This window comes from Hansschlegelia quercus (assembly GCF_004310425.1).
GTDB classification, from domain to species: domain Bacteria; phylum Pseudomonadota; class Alphaproteobacteria; order Rhizobiales; family Methylopilaceae; genus Methylopila; species Methylopila quercus.
On the sequence record NZ_SIUB01000001.1, the window covers coordinates 745,375 to 768,059 of the forward strand.

Below are 22,685 nucleotides of genomic sequence, written 5' to 3' on the forward strand. Positions count from 1 at the left end.
GGTCCCACCGTTGCCGCAGGGTCCTTGCTGGCAAGCGCGCCGCTTTTTCCTCGCTGTCGACCGACGTCGTGGTTTCGCAGTAAATATAGGTAGGCCTCCCCACTTACGAGAGGCCGATCGCGGGACTCGGGTCGACGTCAAAGCTTGCTCGCTTAAGCTTTCGCAAGGCCGGAACGTTAGCTCTGCTGTCGCGCGTACCGCGTCTGAGCCTCGACCATGCGGATCAGACGAGAGACCGTCGACAAATAGACGCGTCTCCTCACTGACCCGCGGCCACCTGTTCCACGGTCGGATTTAGTTTGTCACGCGATGAGGCGTGATGCTTCACGAACGTTCCGCGTGGCGGCATTGGCGTTTTGAGCGGCGTCCGCGATCTCCACCATGTTCTGGTTGATCAACGTGACGTTCTCGGATGCCGTGTGCATGTTGCCCGCCATCTCCTGCGCTACCGCTGACTGTTGCTGCACAGCCGCGGAAATGCTGGACGAAATGCTGCCCAACTGAGTGATCGTGTCAGCAATAGAGCTGATCGCCTTGACTGCGTTCGACGTCGACGACTGGACGGCGGAGACCTGGGCGCTGATTTCCTGAGTGGCCTTTGCGGTCTGGTTAGCGAGGCTTTTCACCTCCGCCGCCACCACTGCGAAACCCTTGCCGGCTTCTCCTGCGCGCGCAGCTTCGATGGTTGCGTTCAAGGCCAGAAGGTTCGTCTGGCCGGCGATGCTGTTGATCAGATCGATCACAGCTCCGATCCGAGATGCGGCCTCGGAAAGCCCCTCGACAATGTTGGCGGTTTCGCCGGCCTTATGCATCGCCTGTCCAGAAATCGCTGAAGCCTCGCTGACCTGCCGGCTGATCTCTCCGACCGAAGCAGCCAACTCTTCTGCGCCCGCCGCGACCGCTTGGACGTTGGACGAGGTGGTGGATGAAGCTTGAACCGCGATCGAGGTCTGCTCACTCACCCCTTCGACTGCTCGGCTGATCTGTTCGATGTCGGCGTTGATCGAGCGCTGAGTCTCCTCGCGCCGAAGGCGCGCCTCAGTCGCTTCGGTCGCGTTCCGCGCCGCCTTGACGACCTTTATGGGCCGTCCGTTCGCGCCCAGTATTGGGTTGTAGGTTGCGCAGAGCCAAAGCGGCTTTCCGTGCTTGTCCACCCGCTTGAACTCTCCGGAATGGAACTCGCCACGGCGCAGTTTGTCCCAAAACTCGGCGTATTCGCTGGATGCGGCATATGCGGGCTCGACGAACATCGAATGGTGACGGCCTTTCACCTCGGCTAGGGTGTACCCTGCCGCCGAGAGAAAGTTCGCGTTTGCGTCGAGGATCGTTCCATCGAGCGCGAACTGGATGACTGCGAGAGACTTGTCGATCGCCGCGATCTGGCCTTCGGCGTCGGCAGTTTGGATCTTCCTCTGGGTGACATCAGCGGCGATCTTGAAGACGGATTCTACCTTACCGTTCCGCCCGAGCACCGGGTTGTAGGAGGCTCGGATCCAGACCTCGCGGCCGCCCTTGCCGATACGCCGAAATTCAGCAGCCTGGAACTCTCCGCGAGCAAGAGCCGCCCAGAACGATGCGTAAGCTTCGGAGCTGCGCTCCGCAGGATCGACGAACATACTGTGGTGCTGACCACGGATTTCCTCGATGCCATAGCCGAGCGCTTTGAGGAAGTTGGCGTTCGCGTCCACGACCAGACCCTGCGGCGTGAACTCGATGATCGCCTGCGACTGGTCGATCGCATCCAGTTTGGCTTGGGAGGAACTGTGAAACAGTCGCATTTCGGGAACCTCGAAGGGAAACATTAAAGTCTTCGAGAAATCGTTTCTGCGGCGTTAATTATGGTCCCTTTGCGAGTGAAAGTCGGCACGCTACGGCTCTACCTGAGAAAACGAACAACCGAGCCGGAGGACGTCAGCGGAACCTCGCGTTGTCAGGCTGCGGTGTTGCTCAGGGAGGCGAGCCGACTTCCGACTGCCTTTAGCTGTCCGCCGAATTCACCTCCCATTCGACTATCAGGCGTGTGCGGCAGCCTCCGCCATACTAATCTCATTGCCAGGCTCTCGCCGAGCGTCGCGGCGCTACGTTCAACGCGTGCATCGGCCTCGATCGCCAGCTCCGCCCCTACGCCATCCTCTTGTTCTTGATCCGTTCTCATGGAATCCATTCCCTCAGATGGAGGAGCGAGACATGGCGGATGCGGCGGGAAACCTGTTCGAGGATGAAACGGTGGCGGGCGACGAGGCCACCGTCGACGATGTGATTCTGGCGGCTGGCGGCGAACGTCAGGCGATCCAAGCGCTTCTCGTGCAACTGGCCGTGACGGAGCAAGCGGGGGCGCCCGCAGGCGAGGCTTTAAGTAGCGGCGGCGCGAATGAATGAGGCGACAAAGCCCATGAGGACGAGTATGTCGGCTGATAGCCATCCGCGCACGTCGGACGGCCGTTACTTCGTGGTCAACGGTCGCCTTTGGAGGCTGAGTAATCCCAACCTGCCCGCGGCCGCGCGAGCGCGCCTCGTCGCGGAACTGATGGCGGCCAGGCGAGCCGTACGGGACGCCAACGGCTGCGAAGCCGCGCTGAAAGAGGCGCGCGCGCGAGTAGACATAGCGAAGGTGGCGCTCGGCGAACGTGGCCCGGTGTGGTGGACTGACGGCGCTCCAGACGTGAACCGAAAGATGGCGCGCAACACGCCTTATGCCGCATGGTTCGCCAGCCTTCCGGTAGGCGAGAAGAAGGGGTGACGCTCAAGCTGCCCGCTTATCTCGGGCCGCTTGGTGTCGAGTGCGGCGGCTGCGCCGCCGGGTGATCCTCGGGGCGCGGAGCGTGGAGGCGAAAATGGCGGCGGCGGAGGCTGCTCGGCGGCTGAAGTGCTCCGCTCGAAAAGCGAGGCGGGTGCGAAGAGCTAGTATGCGGAGAGGTGACGTCGCCCCCATCCCTGCGAGCTGTCCGGAACTCAGGGACGGGGACGACGTGGGCGGTTTAGAAGGACACGCCCGGCGGACTACGCCATGGCGCATGGTTGGGTTCCTATCCAGCAAATGACAATGATCGAGATTACGAGCGCTTCATCAGCCCGGAATAAGGCTGATTGTGACGAGGGTGGCGAATCCCAAATTGGGTGACGACGGAAGCTCCCGACAGGGGAAGACCATAGCGAACCAACCTCGGTGGCGACTGCGCGGCGGTGGCGCCAGCAATGCAAGCAAAAGTGAGTTTTTACGCGGGTGTTGTTTTAACTAAATGAACCTCATGATCGCTGCATTGGGTCACGGGTTCTCGAGCAGCGACAAGCGTGCGATCAATACTGACCTGCATTACTGATGCGCACGATCAGCGCCTTTTGCTTCTCGCGGCCATCGTCTGCGCGATTGGCGTTTATGGCTCGTCGTCGATTGCCGCTCACGCGGGGCTCGTGGATGGCCGAGCGCGCAAGGTATGGGGTGTAGTCGGCATCACGGCCGCGGGCTGCACAGCCTGGGCGACGCATATGATCGGGCTGTTCGCTTTCCAGCCGGGAATGGAGGCTGGCTTTGATCCGACCCTTATGGCGGTCTCACTGATCGCCGGCACGGTCGGCATCGGCGCCGGCGTGTGGTTAGGTGTCGGAAGACACGATCGCGAGCGTCGCTTCGTCGCCGGAGTGGTGCTCGGCCTTGGCGTCACCACGCTGCACTATCTCGGCCAGGCCTCGTACGTCGTCACCGGCTACGTCGTCTGGGACGATGTGCTGGTCGGGGGCTCGATCGTCGTCAGCTTGGCGATGTTCGGGGTCGCTACGGTAGCCTCTGGAGATCGAAGACCGCCCATCCGCAGGCTTGGCGCCCCGCTGCTTCTCGCCGCCATCGCAGTTCTCCATTTCAGCGGCATGGCCGCCGCCACGTTCGTGTTTGATCCGCGGATCGAACTCGGTCCCGCAATTCTTCCCGCCCGGTTGGTGGCGCCTGTTGTCGCTGGCGCTTCTGCTGTGCTGTTCGTGCTGGCGGTCCTCGGCTTGCGGTTCGCGCTGGCCGCCCGAGCCGCAGCCCGGCGCGACCGAGAACGGCTACGGGAGCTCGCGAGCGTGGCGGTGGAGGGGCTGCTTCTATGTGACGGCGAATTAATCGCAACGATAAACCAAAGTCTTGAGGAGCTCAGCGGTTTGCCATCGGCCGCCCTCTCTGGCCGGCCGATGAGCGTCCTTCTGCCGGGCGTGAACTTGGTCAATCTTCCGGAGCGTCAGGAACTCGACGCCGAACTCGTAGCTGCAAACGGGCAACGCGTTCCGGTCCGGGTGCTTCGTCGTGAGGTCCACTTCGGACGAGAGAGGCAAGCGGTCGTCGCCATACGCGATCAACGCGAGCGACTTAGTGCTGAGCAGAGGATGCGCACGCTCGCCTTCTCGGATGCACTGACCGGATTGCCGAACCGCGCCCGATTTGGCGATCTGCTGGCCGCGCGAGCGGCGGCCTGTCTGTCAAATGGAGCTCAACTCGCCATACTGCTTATCGACCTCGACCGGTTCAAATTTGTGAACGACACGTTCGGTCATGCAGCTGGCGACGCGCTGCTGCGCCAAGTCGCGCAGCGGCTGGAGGCCTCAGCAGGGAGCCGCTCGGTCGTCGCGAGGTTGGGCGGAGATGAGTTCGCTGTCTTGGCCCCCGATGGAGTGACCGAATTCGATGCCGAGCGGCTCGCGCAAGCGGTAGTGGATTCACTCAGCCGCCCTTTCACGCTTCAAAACAACACGGTCGAAATCGGCGCGAGCGCTGGGTTGGCGATCGCTCCTAACGATGGAGAGCAGCCTGAAGAGCTTCTGCGGAACGCAGATCTAGCCCTCTATCGAGCCAAGTTGGACGGTAAGGGGCTGGCCCGCCGCTTCGATCCGGAACTGCAGCGCCAGGCGCGCGAGCGCCAGCAGATGGAGATCGACCTCGCGCAGGCTCTCATCCGAAACGAGTTCGAAGTTCACTACCAACCGCTAGTCGATCCTCGAACGCTTGAAGTGAAGGCGGCCGAGGCGCTTGTGCGCTGGCGTCACCCCGGGCGCGGGCTCGTGTCCCCAGTTGACTTCATCACCGTAGCCGAGGAGACCGGTCTGATCTCTGGAATCGGAAGCTGGGTGTTGAGCCGCGCCTGCCAAGACGCCGCCTCCTGGCCTAGCCATATGCGGATCGCGGTGAACCTGTCGCCTACGCAGTTTCGCGACCCCGCCCTCATCGAAACGATTATGGGCGCACTGTCCGCCTCCGGCTTGCCTCCGCAGCGGCTTGTTTTGGAGATCACGGAGGGCGTTCTGCTGCTGGACGAAGCGCGGACGCTGACGACGCTCGAGCTTCTCAGAGCGTACGGCATCGGCCTCGCAATGGACGATTTCGGAACGGGTTACGCCTCTCTCGGATATCTCCGCCGCTTCCCCTTTAGCAAGATCAAGATCGACCGCTCGTTCGTCCGTGACCTTCCAGCGGATCGCGGGTGCGCCGCGATCTTCCAAGCGATCGTCGCGCTCGCCGGCGCCTTGAACATGTCAATAACGGTCGAGGGGGTCGAGACCGTCGAACAGCTGAACTTCGCCGCGGAAGAGGGGTGTGATCTGGTGCAGGGCTACTATCTAAGCCGCCCGTTGCCGCTGGCTGAGTTCCACTTGTTCCTGAACCGCCGCGAAGCCGCCTGAGCTTTCCGCGGTGCGGTAAGGCCGGTTCGTCATCGTCCCTCGCACCACGTCGGCCGATTGATGAAGTCGTTCGGCGCTATGATCTGCGTGAGCCGTTCATTCGCCGCCTCGGAACTGCTTGAGCGCGCACCTCGCCTTCCCGAGCGCCGGCGCATCGATCGGGCCGGCGTCGGACCGGAGGCCAATGCTGTCCCCATCCACGTCCAGGGTGTCGCCGTCGATCACGCAAATGGCTGAAGACGATGCCGGAGAGGCCAGAAGTAAGAGCGCGAGGAGAGTCTAGCCTCCGCAAAATATCCAAACCGGACGGTACCAACTTCTCCTTAGGGTCAATCGTCTCGGCGATCGCTACGCATAATATCTAACAAGCTGAGGCTCTACATCGCGTCGTCCACCGTGTGGTGAGGAACATCGCAACCGTGATCGAACGTCATCGCGACCTGATCGATCCGATCCTCAGGGGCGACGTCTCGGGCGCGGAGATCGTGGCCTACCTCCGAAAAAAGGACTTGGCGCGAGGCGAGAATGGCAGAGAGCTTCGTACCCCGCTTTTTAATCGACATGCCGACTTGTGTGATCGGCCTCAGCGCGTCCAGTCCGTAAAGTCCTGAGGGCAGTGATCATCAGCGGTGTGCGTCACATCCAGTTTGAAGCAGAGCTCTTGATCGATGCGCGTTCAACGAGCGACGCGGCCGCGGTTTGGGCGCTACGGCGGGTCGCGCCTTCGTCGACGGTCTCTATCCGGCCGTCGCGCATGACGATCCTGCCGTCGATAAGAACATGCGTCGTCTCGTGGCCAAGGGCCGAATAGACGATCGCCGATATCGGATCGTGGATCGGCGACATGAACGCGCTTCGCGGGTCGACGAGCGCGAGATCCGCCTTCTTGCCCAACTCGATCGAGCCGATCTCGTTATCGAGGCCGACCGCGCGGGCGCCGTCGATCGTGGCCATCTCGAGCGCCTTGAGCGCGGTCATGATCTCGGCGTCGCCGCTGAAGCCCTTCTGGATCAGCGCTGCGAACTTCATGGCCTGAAAAAGATTGTGGTTGTTGCTGCTCGCCGGGCCGTCGCTCGCAAGCCCGACAGTAAGACCCGCCGCCAGCATCTCCGGGATCGGCGGGACGCCCGAGGCGAGATACATGTTGCTGCACGGGTTGTGCGACACCTTCACATCGTGCCGGCGCAGGATGCCGATGTCCTTCGAACTGCAGTGGACGCAGTGAACCGCGAGCACGTCGGGGCCCATGAAACCGACGTCGCTCAGCACCTCCGTGTCGGTTCGCCCGTAGACGGACCGCGCGTGTTCGATCTCGAACGGCGTCTCCGAAACGTGGATCGTCACGAGAACGCCGAACTCGTCGGCAAGCGCCCGCGTTTTCTTCAGGCTGTCCTCGTCGAGCGTCCAGATCATGCAGGGCGCCAGCCCGACCTGGACCCGGCCGCCCGGCTGATTGTTGGCGATGATCAGCGATCGCGCGTCGGCCAACGCGGCTTCAGCCGTTTCGATCAGCTCTTTCGGCGCGCCATATTGCTCACCGCCCGAAAGGAAGCCGCGGCAGACGAAGCCTCGCATCCCGGTCGCCAAGTAGGCGTCGAACACGGCCTGCGTTAGCCCGGGTCGGGGATGGGCGTACATGAAGTCGACAAGCGTGGTGACGCCTGAGCGGATCGATTCCACACAGCCATGCAGCGCGGCGATGTGGGCGTCGTCCGGGGTCAGTTCGACCGCAGCCGGACCTGTCATGCAAGTGAACCACTTCTTCAGCGCCATGTCGTCGCCCGGGCCCTTCAGCAGGGTCTGGAACAAGTGCGTGTGCGTGTTGATCATCCCGGGGATCAAGATCTGACCCGCGGCGTCGATGATCTCCCATTGCGGCTCCGCCCGGGAGCTTAGTTCGTCGCCGGCGCCGATCTCCAGGATGCGGTCGCCTTCAATCAACACGCTGCCGCGCTCAATGATTTGACGGCCAGGGTTCATCGTGATGACGCAGGCGTCCTTGATCAGGATGCTCATGCGACTTTGGCTGTCTCAGCGGCCCTGATCAGCCGGCGAATGGCGGGCGGCGTGAACGGGCCGTCGCTCGCGACCGTCACCCCAAGCGGCGCGAGCGCGTCAGCCACCGCCCCTGCGACCGCCGCGACAGAGCCGGTCGTGCCGCCCTCCCCCGCTCCCTTCATGCCGAACGGGTTGAGGGGCGACGGCGATTCCATGCTGCCGAGCGCCACGTCCTGCGGCATGTCGGCCGCCGTCGGCATGAGGTAGTCGGCGAAGCTCTTGGTCGCGAGACGGCCTTTCTCGTCGTAGCGCAGCTCTTCGAACAGCGTGCCGCCAAGCCCCTGGGCGAGGCCGCCGAGGACTTGGCCCTCGATGATCATTGGGTTGATGACCGTGCCGCAATCGTGGACGACGGCGTAGCCGACGATCTCGAGTTCTCCCGTCTCGGGATCGATCTCGATCGAGCAGACATGCGTCGCGTTCGCGAAGGCGATGCCCGGAACCTGATGGTGCGCCTTCTCATCCAGGTTGAAGGAGGAGATCCCGCTCGGCATCGCGTTCCAGGCGGTCGAGCGTCCCGCGATCGCGGCGAGCGGCATGCTGGCGCCTGTCGCTGTGCGAGCCTCGCCCTCCGCCCACACCAGGTCGCCGGGCTTCGCCTGGAGCATTTCGGCGGCGACGACGAGGGCCTTTTCCTTGACCTTTCGGGCGGCGAGCCGCGCCGCGGCGCCTGCGATCGCGCCCCCGCGGCTCGCGAAGGTGCCGACGCCGTCCGGCACGACGTCGGTGTCGCCGTGATGGACGATGATGCTCGCGATGTCGATCTCGAGCTCGTCGGCCACGAGCTGCGCGATCGCGGTCGCCGTTCCCTGCCCGTGCGGCGAGGCGCCGGTCAGGACCGTGACCTTGCCGCTCCCGTCAACACGGACATGGCCGGTCTCATAAGGACCGATCGCCGTCTCCTCGACGAAGCAGGAGATGCCGACGCCGTGCAGCTTCCCGCGGCTCCGGGCGTCCGCCTCGCGTTCGGCCCGGCTCGTCCATCCCGCGAGCTCGAGCGCCCGATCGAGGCAGCCCGGATAGTCGCCGCTGTCGTAGATCACGGCCCCTGCGAGCACGATCGCGGTGCCGCGGTCGCTCGGCATGTCCGCCGGAGTGAGCATGTTTCTCCGCCGAAGCTCCACCCGGTCGATTCCCATCTCGCGCGCGATGCGGTCCATGGTCAGCTCCATGCACAGCACCGCCTGGGGATGGCCGGCGCCGCGATAGACCGCAAGCGGGGTCTTGTTGGTGACGACCGAATGGGATTCCGCTCGGTAGTTCGGGACGCGGTAGGGCCCGCGCAGCATCGCGGAGGAAATCGAGGCCGGGGTCACCGACAGCGTCGCCGCCGCCGCCCCGTTGTCGGTGACGGAGCGCAGCGTGACCGCGGTGACGACGCCCTCCGCGTCGACCGCCGCGCGCAGGTGATGGACCTGCTCGCGGGCGTGGGTGGTCGCGACGAAGTGCTCCTCGCGGCTCTCGATCCACTTGACCGGGCGGCCGAGCTTGCGCGCGGCTACGACGGCGAGGACCTCCTCCGGATAAAACTCGCATTTCACGCCGAAACCGCCGCCGACGTCGGGCGCGATAACCCGGATATCACCCTCGGACAGGCCGAGGACCCCGGCGAGGAACCCACGGAGCAGATGCGGGAACTGCGTCGAGCTCGTCAGCGTGATCCGGCGGCCCGCGCCCGTCGGATCGGCGAGCACGCCGCGGGTCTCCATCGGAGCGGCAAGGTAGCGATGGACGCGGTATGTCGCGTCGACGACGTGGTGGGCCTCGGCGAACGCCGCATCGACGTCGCCGACGGACTGGCGCGCCGTGTGGATGATGTTGCCGCCGAGCTCAGGGTACAGCACGACGGGGGCGGAGCTCCCGGAGGCCTCCTCGGCGTCGAGCGAGAAGGGCATCTCCGTCAGATCAAGCGAGACCAGCGCGGCGGCCTCCTTGGCGATCCATGGATCGTCGGCGACGACGATCGTCACCGGCTCGCCAGCGAAGCGGACGCGGCCGACGGCGAGCATGCGCTGCAGGGCGGCGTTGCCGGGGCCGGCGAGATCGATCGACGGCAGCTTGCCGTACGACAGCACGTCCTCCCCCGTCAGGGCGAGCCGCACGCCTGGAAACGCCAGCGCTTCGGAGACGTCGACGTTGTTGATCGCCGCGTGCGCCATCGGCGACCGGACGACCTCCATATGGAGCATGCGCGGCGCCTCGAGATCGGCGACGAACTGAGCCTGCCCGAGCAGCAGGCGGGCGTCCTCCATGCGGGGAACTGGGGCGCCGACAAGTCGACCAGCAGCCATCGTCAGGCCTCCGCCGTTTCCGCCGCGGAGCGGAGCGCCTCTTTGATGTTGCGGTAGCCCGTGCAGCGGCAGAGGTGCCCTTGCAACATCGAGTCGATCTGTTCGCCGCTCGGTTTCGCCGATCGCCTGAACAGGGCGACCGCCGACATGATGAAGCCCGGTGTGCAGAAGCCGCACTGAAGCGCGTGGCTCTTGTTGAACGCGGCCTGGACGGGATGGAGAGCCTCCGGCGTGCCGACGCTCTCGATGGTTTCGACCTCCGAGCCGTCGGCCTGCACCGCAAGGGTGAGGCATGATCGCACGGGCTCGCCGTCGAGCAGCACCGTGCAACTGCCGCAGGCGCCGGTGCCGCAGCCCACGTGGGTGCCGGTGAGGCGAAGCGTATCCCGAAGCAGTTCGGACAGGAGGAGGCGGGGCCGCACCGCATGGTCGGAGCGCTCGCCGTTGACGGTCAGCGTCATCTGAAAGGCGGACGACGTCATGCGGCGCTCCCTTCAATCTTGGCGACGGCCCGCGCGACCGTGCGCCGAATGAGTACAGGCAGAACGTCGCGGGCGTAATCCGCAGCTGGACCGTCAGAGCTGTCCGGAAGGGCGACGTCCGCCTTGAGCGTCGTGGAGACGGCGGAGACCGAGCCGAAGAGTGCGGCTTCAAAGGCCGAACAGCGCAAAGGTCGGTTCGCAAGGCCGCCTGCCACGATCCTCGCCGCGACGATGTCGGTCCCGTCGAGCCGCAGATCGACGGCGACGCAACAGAGCGGCGGCGCGCCCGCACGTGACGATATCTCTCCGAAGGCGGACACCGAGGCGTTCGGCGACGCGGTAGGGATGCGAAGCGCGGTGACGAGCTCGCCCGGCGCAAGCGCCGTCTCATGCGCGCCGAGGAAGAAGTCTTCCGCGGCGAGCGTCCGTTCTCCGTCGAGGCTGGTCAGCGCCAGCGTCGCGCCGAGCGCGACGACGGCGGAAGGGAGCTCGCTGTTCGGGCTGGCGCGGACCAGATTGCCGACAAGGGTTCCGCGGTTGCGGACCGCAGCCGACCCGACGGACAGGATGGCCTCCGAAAGCAGCGGGGCCGCCTCGGAGACCTTAGAGCACATGGCGGCGGTAAGCGTGACGGCGGCTCCGATCGTGAGCAGCCCGTCGGCGACGTCGATCCTCTTCAGATCCGGGAGACGGCCGATATCCACGACCAGCCCTGCCGAAACGCTCCGGTCGGCCAGCATCGGCAGCAGGCTTTGACCCCCGGCGAGCGCGACCGCGCCGGGTTTTGCGAGAAGGCCGAGCGCTTCATCAACGGAGGCTGGCCGGGCATAGTCAAAATCGAGCGGAATCATCTGCTCCTCGACGATCCTGATTTGATCGTCAGGATCGATGCAACGCGTGTGCCACTTAACGATCGGACATCCGCATGGCGACGAGGACGGCGGCGGCGACGGCGGCGAAGGCGAGGATCCGGGACGCCGCGCAGGGACGAATCCTGGATGCGGCCGCGGAGGTGTTCTCCGAGCGCGGCCCGGCTGCGGCGACGGTCGCCGAGATCGCTGCTCGCGCCGACATGCCCACTGCGACGGTGCACTATTACTTCGGAAGCAAGACGGCGCTCTACGACGCCGTGCTGTCGCAGGTTCTCGACCTCTGGCTATCGGAGATCGACCGCATCGACACTCAGGGGCCGCCCGAGGAAGCCCTCTCCGCTTACATTAGAGCCAAAATGCGCGTTTCCTTCGCACATCCAGCGGCCTCGCGGATCGTCGCGGGCGAGATCCTCCGGGGCGGCGCGAAGATCGAGTCCTTCGTCCGTGACGAATTGCTCCCGCACCTGCAGGCGAAGCTCGATCTCGTCGAACACTGGCGCCGCTCGAACCGAGTTCGTCCAGTGGATCCCCGTACGTTGTTCTTCCTGATCTGGGCGTCGACGGAGTTTTACGCGACCTACGCTTCGGAGGTCGTCGCGGTCCGAGGCGTTGAGCGCCTCACCGAAGCGGAATTCGAGACTGCGTCGGACGCGATCGCCGACATCATCCTCCGAGGCGCGCTGCCGCGCGCGCGAGACTGAGAAGACGTTCCGGCGCCTCAGGAGAGCCAGATCTCCAGCGTCCCAGGGCGGGGCGGGGCGGCGTAGCCTCTGAAGTCCTGCGCCGCCGGCGGCGGCCCGCCGGGGGGAGACGCGTCGCGCACCGCGCGCTCGACCGTCCCCAAGGCGGCTCGGTCGGCGTCGTAGAAATAACGCACGGCGTCTCGGCGAACTGCGTGCGGCACGCTGCGGATATCCGCCACGGCCACGCCGTCACGGGCGAGCTCCGCGGCGATGGCGCGAGCACGGGCGAGCGTTCCAGCCGCGCCGATCGGCACGTGGATGAAGACGCGCACTCTGCCAGTCGATGGCGCTTCGGCAGACGCGCGAGGAGCCGGCGCAGCGCCGCGGGCCGGTGCGCTCGGCGGCGGCGCGGCTATGCTACCGGTCCGGCTCGGAAGCTCGTCCGACGGCAGATCTTCCGCAACTGTGTCCCTTGGAGAGACCTCCTCCTGCGGGCGCGCAACCTGCGCGGGGCGACGGGGGGCGCTCCTGCTCTCCGGCGCCCCCAGCTCTTCCTTCGACGCTCGGCCGGACGCCGCGTCGTCGGGCGCTTCGAGCGCGACGGATCTGTCGTCGATCTTGCGCTGGAGATCGGCGAGCACCTTCTGGCGGCTCTCGATCTCGATGTTGAGGGCGGTGAGCCGATCGCCCCGCTGTGCGTCCGCGGCGCCGTCTGCAGTTGCGGGTGCATTCGCCGGCGAGCCCTCCCCCGGTCCGCCGAACATGCGGACCCCAGCAAATCCCAGGGCAGCGAAAGCCGCGCACAGGACAACGAGCGTCACGGCGCTCGGCCGCCGGCGCTCCTCGACATCCGCCGCCGCGGGCGCGCTCGCGATCAGCCGAGGCGCCCTTGTGCTGAAGCGCGGCTCAATCTCCTGCGGGGCGGCAGCCTTCGGCTCCGTCCGCGGCTCGGCCGTTGGCATATCCCCCTTTTCTGTCGAGCCCTGGACCGAGTCAGCCCAGTCCAGCGACGTCATGGACTTGAGATGCGCGTCGGCGTCGAAGGCCCACGCATCCTGCTCGGGGTGACGGATCATCATCGTCCATGGTTCGCTGGGCGCTTACCGAGTCTGAACGCATGCGGGCTCCGCAAGTTCAGGCTCGCATGAAGAGAAGTTAGCGCACGTGCCTCTCCCTCTAACCCACAACTCTCCAGGCGCATCGCTGCCGGACTTCCCTCTTTTTCAGAGCTTCTGCATTGGCAATAGAGAGACAGTTTAGCGCGCTGGCTGGCAGGACTGGCTTCAGCAGTGGCGCAATCGCAACGACTGGATACTACGGCATCCAACCACGAGGGCCGGTCACGCTGGAAAACCATGAGGATGTGAGCTTGATCAGCGATTTCAGTACCTGGATTGTATCCAATATGGGTTAAGCCCGGCCGCTGGATGGCACTGATCCGGCTGTTCGCGCCATTTGCGGACATAGCGTCGCCATCGGGAAGCAGACGTCGATGAACGATACAAAGCAGCTTCTGTTGGCGCCTGGAAACCGCCGCCATATAGCGGGATTGGCCCTAGCGACGCTAGACCGGCGTCATCCAGGGGGGCAGGACGAAGCGGTCGGTGTTGAACGGCTCGGGCGCGATCAGCGCCAGCTGCTTCAGGTCGGGCCTTATCTGGAAAAACAGATGGGGCAATCCGAGCGAGGGATCCTGCGTCACTACCGGGTAGGGCGTTGCGGCCTGCCACGTCTCATCGAAGCGGATCGTCCCCGAGACCCCGCGGTAGATGACGGTCTTGAGCGCCTTAGCGACCCGGCGGTTCTGCTCGAACCCTCCCGGGCCGGCCGAACCGCCCGCGTAGGAGGCCGCCAGCGCGTAGTGGTGGAGCGCCGTATAGGACTGGCACCCGATCTGCGGGGTCGAGCCCTCACCGAAACGCGCGATGTAGCGAGAGGCGAAGCTTCGGCCGATCTCGTCGCGCAGCAGGCCGATCACGGTGCTGACGAGCACCCCGACGCCCTTGCGCTGGGCGATGTCGGAGAACGACTGGTGCATGGCGCCGTATTGCAAATAGACGAGGCTATTGGTCGGCTGTTCCATGAACTGGATCTGGAAGCTCGCCAGATCGCCCGAGTAGAAATGCGTATTCGCGATGACCGCAGGTTCGCTCGCCCTGACGGCTTCGAGAGCCGCGCGCCATTCCGTCGTCGGCGTCTGCACGATCTCGGGCCCGAAGCATACTTTCCAGCCGAAGCTCGCGGCCGAGGACGCCATCGCCTGCGCTATGACGATGCTGTACGGGTTCGATCCGGAGACGATCGCGATGCGGTTGGACGGCGGCTTCCACTGTCCCGAGTCGCGAAGCCAGGAGATGAACTTCAGGAATCCCGGCCCGTACCAGTAGTCCGCGGGATCCGTCATGAAGCAGCCGAAGTAGCGCTCCGGATCCGACATCACGGTATCGTGGTGCTGAAGGAGTGTGTTGGCGTGGATGTAAAGGATTCCGGCGTCGGCGATCGGTTCGTATTCCGAGTTCTGCGGACCGATATTGTAGCCGTTGACAATGGCGTGGACGTCGCGCCTTTCGATCAGCAGTCGGGCCGCGGCGACGACTTCTTCCGCGCTCTGCCGGCCAGTGTCGGCGAAGAACGGCTTGATTGGCCGGCCCAGTAATCCGCCATTGGCGTTGATCTCCTCGGACGCGAGGATGACGCCCTTGCGGAACTCCGCCCCGTCGGCCGCCGACGGGCCCGTCAGCGGGATCATGCTGCCGATCGGGATTGGGGAGCTCATCATGGCGTCGATCTCTCGAAGGATTAGGCTTAGCCGCGGCTCTGCTCGAACAGGAGATGGTGCATCATCACCCGCAGCCGGGGCGGGCTGACCGGCTTCACCAGCAGCGGCACGCCGGCCGACCTGACGCGCTCCAGCACCTTCGGTTCGGCGTCGGCCGTGATGATGCAGGCGGGAATTTCGGCGCCGATGACGCGGCGCACGCTCTCGATGACGTCGATGCCGGTGGTGGTGCGGATGCTGTAATCAGCGAGGATCAGGCGGGGGCGAAATCCGGCCTCCAAGAACCGCATCGCCTCGTCGGCGCTCGCGGCGGAGCGTTGATCGACGCCCCAGCGGTCGAGCAGTTGACCCATCGAGCTTCGCAGAACGTCGTCGTCTTCGACGAAGAGGATCGGCGCGCCGACGAATTCGCCCGCGACCGCCTCGTTGACCTCCGTCTCGACGACCTGGCTGTGCCAGACGTTGCCGAGCGGCACATAGACCGAAAACCGCGAGCCGACCTTCGGCTTGGAACTCAGCTCGACGCGATGGTGGAGCAGGCTGGCGAGGCGGCTGACGATGCTGAGGCCGAGCCCGAGGCCCGACTTCTCAAGGCGCCGGTCGTCGGCGGCGCGGTAGAACTCGTCGAAAATCCGAGCCTGGTCGTCCGGCGCGACGCCGCGGCCGGTGTCCACGACGTCGATGCGCAGCATGTCGCCCCGTCGCCGGCAGCCAATGACGACGCCCCCGAGGTCGGTGTAGCGGATCGCGTTGGCGACTAGGTTGTTGAGGATCCGCTCGAGCAGAAGGCGGTCGCTTGTAATGGTCGCGCGCGTGCCGACGATGCGGAAGCGCAGTCCTTTTTCCTTCGCCTGGTGGCGGAGCTGGATGTCCATGCGCTCGAACAGATGGGACAGCTGGAAGGTCGACACGCGCGGCTTGATGCGGCCGGCGTCGAGCTGCCCGATCTGCAGCAAGGCGCCGAGCAGGTCCTCCATCACCGATGTCGTGACGTCCATGCCGTGCAGGAGCTCGTCGCGTGTCTCCGCGTCGGTCTCGGCCCGGCAATTGAACAGCATGATCTTGAGCGCGGCGAGCGGCTGCCTCAGATCGTGGTTCGCGGCGCGAAGGAACCGTGACTTCGCCTCGTCCGTCGCTTCCGCCTTGTCGCGGGCGGCGCGCAGCTCCGCCTCCCGGCGCTCGCCCGCCGTGACGTCCGAAAGCGTCAGCGAGGCGCCGCCGTCGTCGGTCGGCGCCATTACGCTTCGGACGACGCGGCCGTCCGCCGTTGCGTAGGTCTCGTCGCATACCTCGCCGAACCGGTCGATCTTGGCGGCGGCCCATCCTTCGGGCGAGCCCGGCAACCGCCATTCGTGCGAGGCGACGACGCGTTCGACGAAATCGGCGTAGGGCGTATCGGCGGGCAGATCGAAATCGAACGACCTGCGAAACGCCCGGTTGGCGAAAAGCAGGGTCGCGTCGGGCCGCCAGATCGCGACGCCGTCGCTGAGCGAGTCGAAGCCGGAGAAGATCGTTCGGATGAGCTCGGCGTCGCCGTTCTCAGCCACGTCCCGCGCCGCCATAGGCGTTGAGCGCGTAGTGCACCACCGCGGACCGGTCGCCGAGATTCCGCTTCTTCATCACGTTGCGGATGTGGACGCGCACGGTCTGCTCGCTCACGGCGTGTTCCGTGGCGATGCGCTTGACGGACCGCCCTTGGCCGAGAGCCTTCAGCACCTCGATCTCCCGCGCCGTCAGCTCGAGGCCGTCGCGCGGCGGCAGCGCGGCTTTGGCCCCCCCATCCGCCATCGCAGAGCGCTCGATGATCTTTCGGGGGAACGACACCTCGCCGGCGAGCACCCGTTCGAGCGCGCGCTCTACTTCCGGCGCGCCCGCCGATTTCGGGATGTAGCCGATCACGCCCTGCTCGAGCGACCGCAGGATGTGCTCGACGTCCTCGTGGACCGAAACGATCACCACAGGAACGGTCGGAAACGCCTTCCGCAGGCGGCGAAGCCCCGCGAAGGAGTCGAAGCCCGGCATCACGAGGTCGATCAGCATCAGATCGACGTCGGGGTGAAGCGCTAGCGTGCGCGCCGCCTCGCCGAAGCTTTCGGCTTCGTGGATATCGATCGACTGCTCCAGGCGCCGCATCACCTGCTTGAGCGATTCCCGGACCATCCAGTGATCGTCGGCGATGACGATCTTCATCCGCGGGCCTTCGGCGTCGCGACCGCTTTCGCTCGGCGAGGGACGGCGACGGCCCCCTTCAACGTTCGAAGGTTCGCTCTCAACGGCGTCGACCGAATCCATCACAACCATACGAATGATCTACGCGAAACGCGTGGCTCGATCAATCGACCTCGACCGCTCCACAGGCGGCGGGCCGCGCCACTGGAGCCAATGCGCAGAGCGTTTCTTCTGGGAACAAAAGTCATTGACGAAGAAAAATCGCCGTGCATGATCATATCGAAACGTCTAGACGCCGCGATAGAGCGCGACGTCGGGCTCGATAGCGCCGGGGGATCGATATGGCCGTTTTGACGCGTCGTTCAGTTGTAAAGGCGACCGTCGCAGGAGGCGCGGCCGCCGCGCTTTCGGCGCCGTTCGTGTCCCGCGGCTGGGCCGCCGAACCGATCGTGCTCGGCGTTCCGACCTCGCAAACCGCGGCCGCAGGCGTCGCCGACGATCTCGACCATCTCAACGGCACCACGCTCGCCATGGAGGAGATCAACGCGGCCGGCGGAATCAACGGGCGACCGCTCAAGCTTTTCGTCACCGACGTCGACAAGCTCTCGCCGGAAAGCTGCCAGCAGGCGATCGCGGCCTGCATCGACGCCAAGGTCCACGCGATTTCGAACGCCTTCCTGTTCGTGCCGATCCCCGCGATGGACGTCTCGGCGCGCTACAAGTGCCCCTACCTCCAGGGTAACACGCAGCGCGCCGCGACCGAGGCGTTCAAGAAGGACCCGGCCAAATACAGCCATGTCTTCCAGACCGACCCGTCGGAAGTGCATTACGGATACACCTATCCGCTGTGGCTGAAGGCGATGGAGAAGACGGGGACCTGGAAGCCCAAGAACCGAAAGGTCCACATCGTCCAGGAGCAGGTCGCCTACTGCCAGACGATTTCGCGCGCCGCTCAGGCGGCCATCAAGAAGAGCGACTTCGAAGTGGCCAAGGTGACCGACATCCAGTTCCCGGTTCAGGATTGGGGCCCGGTGATCCAGGAGCTCAAGGAAGTCGACGCCGGCGCGATCATGATCGACCACTGGGTCGCGGCCGAGTACGCGGCGTTCTGCAAGCAATTCCAGGCCGACCCCGTCCCGGACTCTCTAGTCTATCTCCAATACGGCCCGTCGCAGCCCGAATTCCTGACGCTCGCGGGCGAGGCCGCCAACGGCTTCTGCTGGTCGACGGTGCTCGGCGTCTACGCCGACGAGAAGGGCAACGCCTTCCGCGCCAAATACAAGGAGCGGTTCCCCGGGATCATGGGGCTCGTCTACACCGGCAACGGCTACGACATCGCCTACTATCTGAAGGCCGCCTGGGAGGCGACGCGCGACCCCTCGAACTTCAAGGCGGTGTGCGACTGGATCCGGACGAACCCCTATCGGGGCGTGTGCGGCTACATGAGCATGAACAACGAGCTCCAGGAGTCGGCGCACTTCCCCGACAACGGCTTCGCGATCTCGGCGACGGAGCTCGAGAAGGGCATGAGCCAGCTCTACGTCCAGGTCCAAGACGTCGAGCACAAGATCATCTACCCGTACGAGATTAAGGAATCCGCCCTTAAGCCGGCGCCCTGGTGGAGCTGATGGTGGCAACCGCGGCGGCGCGTTCCGACGCTCCGCTGTTCGCCTGCGAGGATATCCGGCTCGATCTTGGAGGCCGGTCGATCCTGCACGGCATCAGTCTATCGGTGCGCCCCGGGGAAGTGCTCGGGATCATCGGCCCGAACGGCGCGGGCAAGACCAGCCTGTTCGAGGTGCTTTCCGGCCGGATCAAGCCGAAGAGCGGCCGGGTCACGTTCAAGGGCGAGGACGTCACGCGCCTGCCGCTCCACGCCCGCGCGCGGATGGGCGTCGGGCGCACCTACCAGACGCCCGTGGTCCCCGACGAACTGACGGTCGGCCAGACGTTCAAGGCCGCCCGACAGGCCTACCGCCCATACCTCACGCGGTTCGACGCCGAATACGGCGCCGAGCTCGTCCACCTCCATGTCGACCACGACGAGCCGAGCGCGCGGCTCGAGACCATGAACCGGCGCAAGCTGCTGCTCGCCTGCCTCCTCATGCGCCGCCCCGCGATCCTGCTGATGGACGAGCCCGCGGCCGGCCTCATCAACTCGGAGGTCGACGAGATCGACCACCTCATCCGGATGCTGTCGAAGGAGATGAACGTCGCGATCATCATCGTCGAGCATCGCATCGAGCTGCTGGAGACGATCGCGGACGGCGTGATGGTGATGGACGCCGGCGAGGTCATCGCCAGCGGCTCCCTCAAGGACATCCTCGAAGACCCCAAGGTCCACGAGGCCTATTTCGAAAGCTATGACGAGGAGGCGCGGGCGTGAGTGCGATCGTCGCTTTGTCGCCGCCACCCGCTCTTGCGCCCGCGCCGGGCAAGCGGGCGGTCCTGACCGTGAAGGGACTGTCGGCCGGCTACGGGCCGATGCGCGTCATCCACGACCTCGACCTGATCGTGAGCTCCGGCGAACGCCTCGGCCTCGTCGGGCTGAACGGCCACGGCAAGTCGACCCTGTTCTATGCTATCGCGGGCCTGACCGGCTGGCAGCGCGGCTCGATCCTGCTCAACGGCGTCGAGGTCGGCCGGACGCGAAGCCAGGGGCCGGGCCGCTACACCCACACCGTGGTGCGGCAGGGGCTCGCCTTGATTCCGCAGGGCGACGAGATCTTCCACGGCCTGACGGTCGAGGAGCACCTCGATTCCGGCGCCTTCACCCCAAGAGCCTGGAAGGAGCGCAAGGCGCGCAAGGAGCGCATCTACGCGATCTTCCCGCCGCTCGTGAAGCTGATGAAGACGCCGGTCGGACGGCTTTCCGGAGGCGAGCGCCGCATGGTCTCGATCGGCCGCGGGCTGATGGCGGACGCGTCGCTGTTCCTTGTGGACGAGCCCACGCTCGGTCTCGCGCCCAAGATCGGCAAGAGCGTCCTCGACGCGCTGATGAGCGTCGAACTGGAAGACAGCGCCATGGTGATCGCGGAGCAGAACGTGGCGCTGCTCGAAGGCCGGGTCGACCGCGTCATCGGCATGCATGCCGGCAAGCTCAAGGGCGAAGCCTCGGCGGCGCTCGGTTTCCAGACGCGTCGGGAGCTCTGACGATGGATATCGGCTTCATCGTCAGCAACGCTGTGGTGCTCGCCTGCATCTACGGAACGCTGGCGATCGGGCTTTCGATCACCTGGTCGAGCGTGGGCCTGATCAACCTCGCCTATGGCTTCATCTTCGCGCTGTCGGGCTACGGCGCGTGGCTCGCCTCACAATATGTCACGGCCAATGGGATCGTGGTGCTCGGCGCAGGAGTGCTGACGGGCGCGCTCGGCGGGATGCTGGTCTGCGCTCTCGCCTTCATCCCGATCCACGACAAGCCGAACTTCACGGTCCGTGGGCTGATCGCGACGCTCGCGATCAGCCTGGTCGGCACCCAGGCGCTGCTCTGGTTCTTCGGCCCGCGCGCCAAAAACCTTCCGGAGATCTTCGGCTTCTGGAAGGTCCATCTCGGCGGGATCATCCTGACGTCGGACAAGATCGGCAACGTCGTGACGTCGATCGCGGTCGTCACCGCAGTGCTGCTCTGGATGCGGTCGAGCCGGCGCGGGCTGGAGATCCGCGCCATGATGATGAACCCGCACGCCGCCTCGATCGTCGGCATCGGCGTGCGCAAGACCGGCTTCTACGTCATGGCGATCACGGGCGGCCTCGCGGGACTCGCGGCCGTGCTGCTCTCGCAGACTTATTACATCTCGCCGTTCGGCGGCCTCACGCCGATGATCAAGGGCGTCAGCATCGCGCTCTGCGGCGGGCTCGGCAGCGTCCGCGGCGCTGTGATCGCCGCGATCGTGCTCGGCCTGAACGAGGCGCTGACCAGCCGTCTGCTCGGCGGCCAATACGTCCTCATCACGCAGTTCGTGCTGATCATCGTCATCCTGCTGATCAGGCCGCGCGGCATCGCGGGCATGCTCGACCGCGCCCGGGAGGCCTGAGCGATGGCCGGCGCGTGGCGCAATCCGCTCTATCTCTGGGACGTCGAGGGCGCCGAAGAGGAGATCCCGGCGACCCCGTACGCCAGTCCCCAGCGCGTCTGGGACGAGGCCCGCGAGTCGAAGACCCCCATGCTGCCGGTCGGCCGGCTGCGCTACTACTACAAGTGGCCGGGCCACGGCGGCGCGCTCTGGTCGCGCCTGCGTTACTGGCCGACGCGCCGGCGCGTGCTGAACATCCGCGGCGAATACAACCCGAAGACGCTGCGGCGCGAGAAGACTATTGTCGACAAGCGCCCGATCTGGTGGGCGCTCGGGTTGCTGGCCTTTATGCTGGCGCCGCTGATCATGCCGGGCGGCTATCAGAACACGCTGCTCGCAGCCGGCGCGACCTTCTCGATCTACGCCGCGATCAACCTGTGCTGGATGCTGATCATCGGCACCGCCGGGATCTATTCGCTCGCGAGCTATGCGGTCGTTGGAGCGGCGGCCTTCGGGGTCTCGTGGATGTCCATCCACCTCGGACTTCCCTGGTGGGCGCTGCCATTTGTCGGCGCCGGGCTCGGGCTCGTCTTCGGCGTGATCATCGCGATCCCGGCAATCCGCTTGGACGGGTTCTATTATGCCCTGCTCACCATCGGCCTGAACGAGCTCTGCCGGGTCTATACTCTGCAGTCTAAGCAGTTCGGCTCGTCGACAGGCGGCCTCTACGGGGCGGACTCCTACGTGCCCGACAGCTGGGACCCGTTCGACCAGCAGCTTTTGTCCTATTACGCTTGCTTCGGCCTGCTGCTCCTTGCGCTCGCGCTCTACCGCATCATCGACGGGCGCAGGCTCGGGCGCATCCTGAAGATGGCGCCGGAGAAGCGCGAGGCTTTCGCCGAGGCGACCGGCGTCGACTACCGCCGCGCCCGCGTATGGGTGTTCGTGGTCTCGTCGGTCGGGCTCGGCTTCATCGGCGGTTTCTACGCCTCGCATTACCGCGGCGTGTCGTTCTCGATCTTCGGTTTCGACACCGTGCTGCTTGGCCTCGCCATGCTCGTCATTGGCGGCATCGGGCGAGCCGAAGGGGCGGTTGTAGGCACCGCGATCGTCATCTTCCTCGACAAGGTAATGATCTCGACGGGGCCGCTGCGGCTCGTGCTCATCGGCCTGATCATGCTCGCCGTGGTGCTGCTGCTGAAGGGCGGGCTGTTTGGCATTAAGGCCCAGTTCCGCGCCTGGCGCGACAAGAAGAAGAGCGAACGCCGTTCCATCCGTTCGGAGAAAGGGGGCGAGATGCTGCCCGAGGAAGCCGCCGAGACCAAGGACAAGGACGTCCTCTATTGGCGTCGCTACGACAAGATGCAGCGCGATTTCCTCAAGACGCTGGTCTCCGAGGAGGTCATCGAGGAGCATCGCAAACAGCCGCTTGGGCAGCACAGCGAGCCGCTCGAGCGTCTGCTGTTGTATTTCCGCCGCCAGCCGCTGGGCGACAAATACGCCATCACGGTCGTCCAGCCGTTTAAGGCTTACCGCATTGTCGCGATGTCGGGCCAGCGAGGCGTCGCCCCGCGCATCGTCGAAGACAAGATCTACGCCTCGCAGAACGAGGCCTATCACGGCGTATTCCTGCGCCGGGTCCAAGACCTCCTCGAATCCTGAACAGCGGGCCGCGCGACGCAAAGC

At 65.3% G+C, this 22,685-nt stretch carries 18 protein-coding genes; 9 read left to right on the forward strand and 9 right to left on the reverse strand.

Annotated features, from left to right (window positions below; all coding sequences use genetic code 11):
* Positions 1–302: 302 nt before the first annotated feature.
* A complete protein-coding gene (locus EYR15_RS03570) occupies positions 303–1,778 on the reverse strand; it encodes a methyl-accepting chemotaxis protein (RefSeq protein WP_131001622.1) in 1,476 nt (491 codons plus the stop codon).
* 409 nt (positions 1,779–2,187) lie between these two features.
* Here EYR15_RS03570 and EYR15_RS03575 point away from each other — a divergent pair, with 409 nt between their 5' ends.
* The 3 genes from EYR15_RS03575 to EYR15_RS03585 all read left to right on the forward strand — a co-directional run bounded on the left by EYR15_RS03575 (position 2,188) and on the right by EYR15_RS03585 (position 5,649).
* Complete coding sequence (locus tag EYR15_RS03575; protein WP_131001473.1) at positions 2,188–2,379, forward strand: hypothetical protein; 192 nt, start codon at positions 2,188–2,190, stop codon at positions 2,377–2,379.
* A gap of 25 nt (positions 2,380–2,404) precedes the next feature.
* Positions 2,405–2,740: a hypothetical protein gene (locus tag EYR15_RS03580; RefSeq protein ID WP_131001474.1), complete on the forward strand. Its 336-nt coding sequence runs from the start codon at positions 2,405–2,407 to the stop codon at positions 2,738–2,740.
* A gap of 599 nt (positions 2,741–3,339) precedes the next feature.
* On the forward strand, positions 3,340–5,649 hold the full coding sequence (locus EYR15_RS03585) for a putative bifunctional diguanylate cyclase/phosphodiesterase (protein WP_131001475.1): 2,310 nt from the start codon (positions 3,340–3,342) through the stop codon (positions 5,647–5,649).
* A 636-nt stretch (positions 5,650–6,285) separates the two neighbouring features.
* On the opposite strand, the gene EYR15_RS03590 is transcribed toward EYR15_RS03585, so the two are convergent.
* From EYR15_RS03590 to EYR15_RS03605, 4 genes are read right to left on the reverse strand one after another with little or no spacing between them, the layout of a single operon-like run.
* On the reverse strand, positions 6,286–7,665 hold the full coding sequence (locus EYR15_RS03590) for an amidohydrolase family protein (protein WP_131001476.1): 1,380 nt from the start codon (positions 7,663–7,665) through the stop codon (positions 6,286–6,288).
* A complete protein-coding gene (locus tag EYR15_RS03595) occupies positions 7,662–9,998 on the reverse strand; it encodes a xanthine dehydrogenase family protein molybdopterin-binding subunit (protein WP_131001477.1) in 2,337 nt (778 codons plus the stop codon). Before EYR15_RS03595 ends, EYR15_RS03590 begins: the two co-directional genes overlap by 4 nt.
* 2 nt (positions 9,999–10,000) lie before the next feature.
* Positions 10,001–10,480, reverse strand: a complete 480-nt coding sequence (locus EYR15_RS03600) for a (2Fe-2S)-binding protein (protein WP_131001478.1) — start codon at positions 10,478–10,480, stop codon at positions 10,001–10,003.
* Positions 10,477–11,331: an FAD binding domain-containing protein gene (locus EYR15_RS03605; RefSeq protein WP_131001479.1), complete on the reverse strand. Its 855-nt coding sequence runs from the start codon at positions 11,329–11,331 to the stop codon at positions 10,477–10,479. Before EYR15_RS03605 ends, EYR15_RS03600 begins: the two co-directional genes overlap by 4 nt.
* A 74-nt stretch (positions 11,332–11,405) precedes the next feature.
* Here EYR15_RS03605 and EYR15_RS03610 point away from each other — a divergent pair, with 74 nt between their 5' ends.
* Positions 11,406–12,053 carry a TetR family transcriptional regulator C-terminal domain-containing protein gene (locus EYR15_RS03610; RefSeq protein ID WP_131001480.1) on the forward strand — a complete coding sequence of 216 codons (648 nt, stop codon included), beginning with the start codon at positions 11,406–11,408 and terminating at the stop codon, positions 12,051–12,053.
* 17 nt (positions 12,054–12,070) lie between these two features.
* Here EYR15_RS03610 and EYR15_RS03615 read toward each other — a convergent pair whose 3' ends face one another.
* From EYR15_RS03615 to EYR15_RS03630, 4 genes are all read right to left on the reverse strand, one after another.
* Positions 12,071–13,114 carry a hypothetical protein gene (locus EYR15_RS03615; protein WP_131001481.1) on the reverse strand — a complete coding sequence of 348 codons (1,044 nt, stop codon included), beginning with the start codon at positions 13,112–13,114 and terminating at the stop codon, positions 12,071–12,073.
* Positions 13,115–13,599: 485 nt separating this feature from the next.
* Entirely contained in the window at positions 13,600–14,814 is a 1,215-nt protein-coding gene (locus EYR15_RS03620; protein WP_131001482.1) for an ABC transporter substrate-binding protein, read from the reverse strand.
* 26 nt (positions 14,815–14,840) lie between these two features.
* Entirely contained in the window at positions 14,841–16,361 is a 1,521-nt protein-coding gene (locus EYR15_RS03625; RefSeq protein WP_245498119.1) for a hybrid sensor histidine kinase/response regulator, read from the reverse strand.
* Positions 16,354–17,004 (reverse strand): response regulator transcription factor, encoded by a 651-nt coding sequence (locus tag EYR15_RS03630; protein ID WP_131001484.1) that lies wholly within the window; start codon positions 17,002–17,004, stop codon positions 16,354–16,356. Before EYR15_RS03630 ends, EYR15_RS03625 begins: the two co-directional genes overlap by 8 nt.
* A gap of 398 nt (positions 17,005–17,402) precedes the next feature.
* Between EYR15_RS03630 and EYR15_RS03635 the strand changes: the two genes are divergently transcribed.
* Genes EYR15_RS03635 through EYR15_RS03655 form a run of 5 tightly spaced genes read left to right on the forward strand, consistent with a single transcriptional unit; the run spans position 17,403 to position 22,661 of the window.
* Complete coding sequence (locus EYR15_RS03635) at positions 17,403–18,611, forward strand: ABC transporter substrate-binding protein (protein WP_245498120.1); 1,209 nt, start codon at positions 17,403–17,405, stop codon at positions 18,609–18,611.
* Positions 18,611–19,369: an ABC transporter ATP-binding protein gene (locus EYR15_RS03640; protein WP_131001486.1), complete on the forward strand. Its 759-nt coding sequence runs from the start codon at positions 18,611–18,613 to the stop codon at positions 19,367–19,369. Before EYR15_RS03635 ends, EYR15_RS03640 begins: the two co-directional genes overlap by 1 nt.
* A complete protein-coding gene (locus tag EYR15_RS03645; protein WP_245498121.1) occupies positions 19,366–20,136 on the forward strand; it encodes an ABC transporter ATP-binding protein in 771 nt (256 codons plus the stop codon). The genes EYR15_RS03640 and EYR15_RS03645 overlap by 4 nt, the downstream gene beginning before the upstream one ends.
* A 2-nt stretch (positions 20,137–20,138) precedes the next feature.
* On the forward strand, positions 20,139–21,020 hold the full coding sequence (locus EYR15_RS03650) for a branched-chain amino acid ABC transporter permease (protein ID WP_131001487.1): 882 nt from the start codon (positions 20,139–20,141) through the stop codon (positions 21,018–21,020).
* 3 nt (positions 21,021–21,023) lie between these two features.
* Positions 21,024–22,661 carry a branched-chain amino acid ABC transporter permease gene (locus tag EYR15_RS03655; protein WP_131001488.1) on the forward strand — a complete coding sequence of 546 codons (1,638 nt, stop codon included), beginning with the start codon at positions 21,024–21,026 and terminating at the stop codon, positions 22,659–22,661.
* Positions 22,662–22,685: the final 24 nt, after the last annotated feature.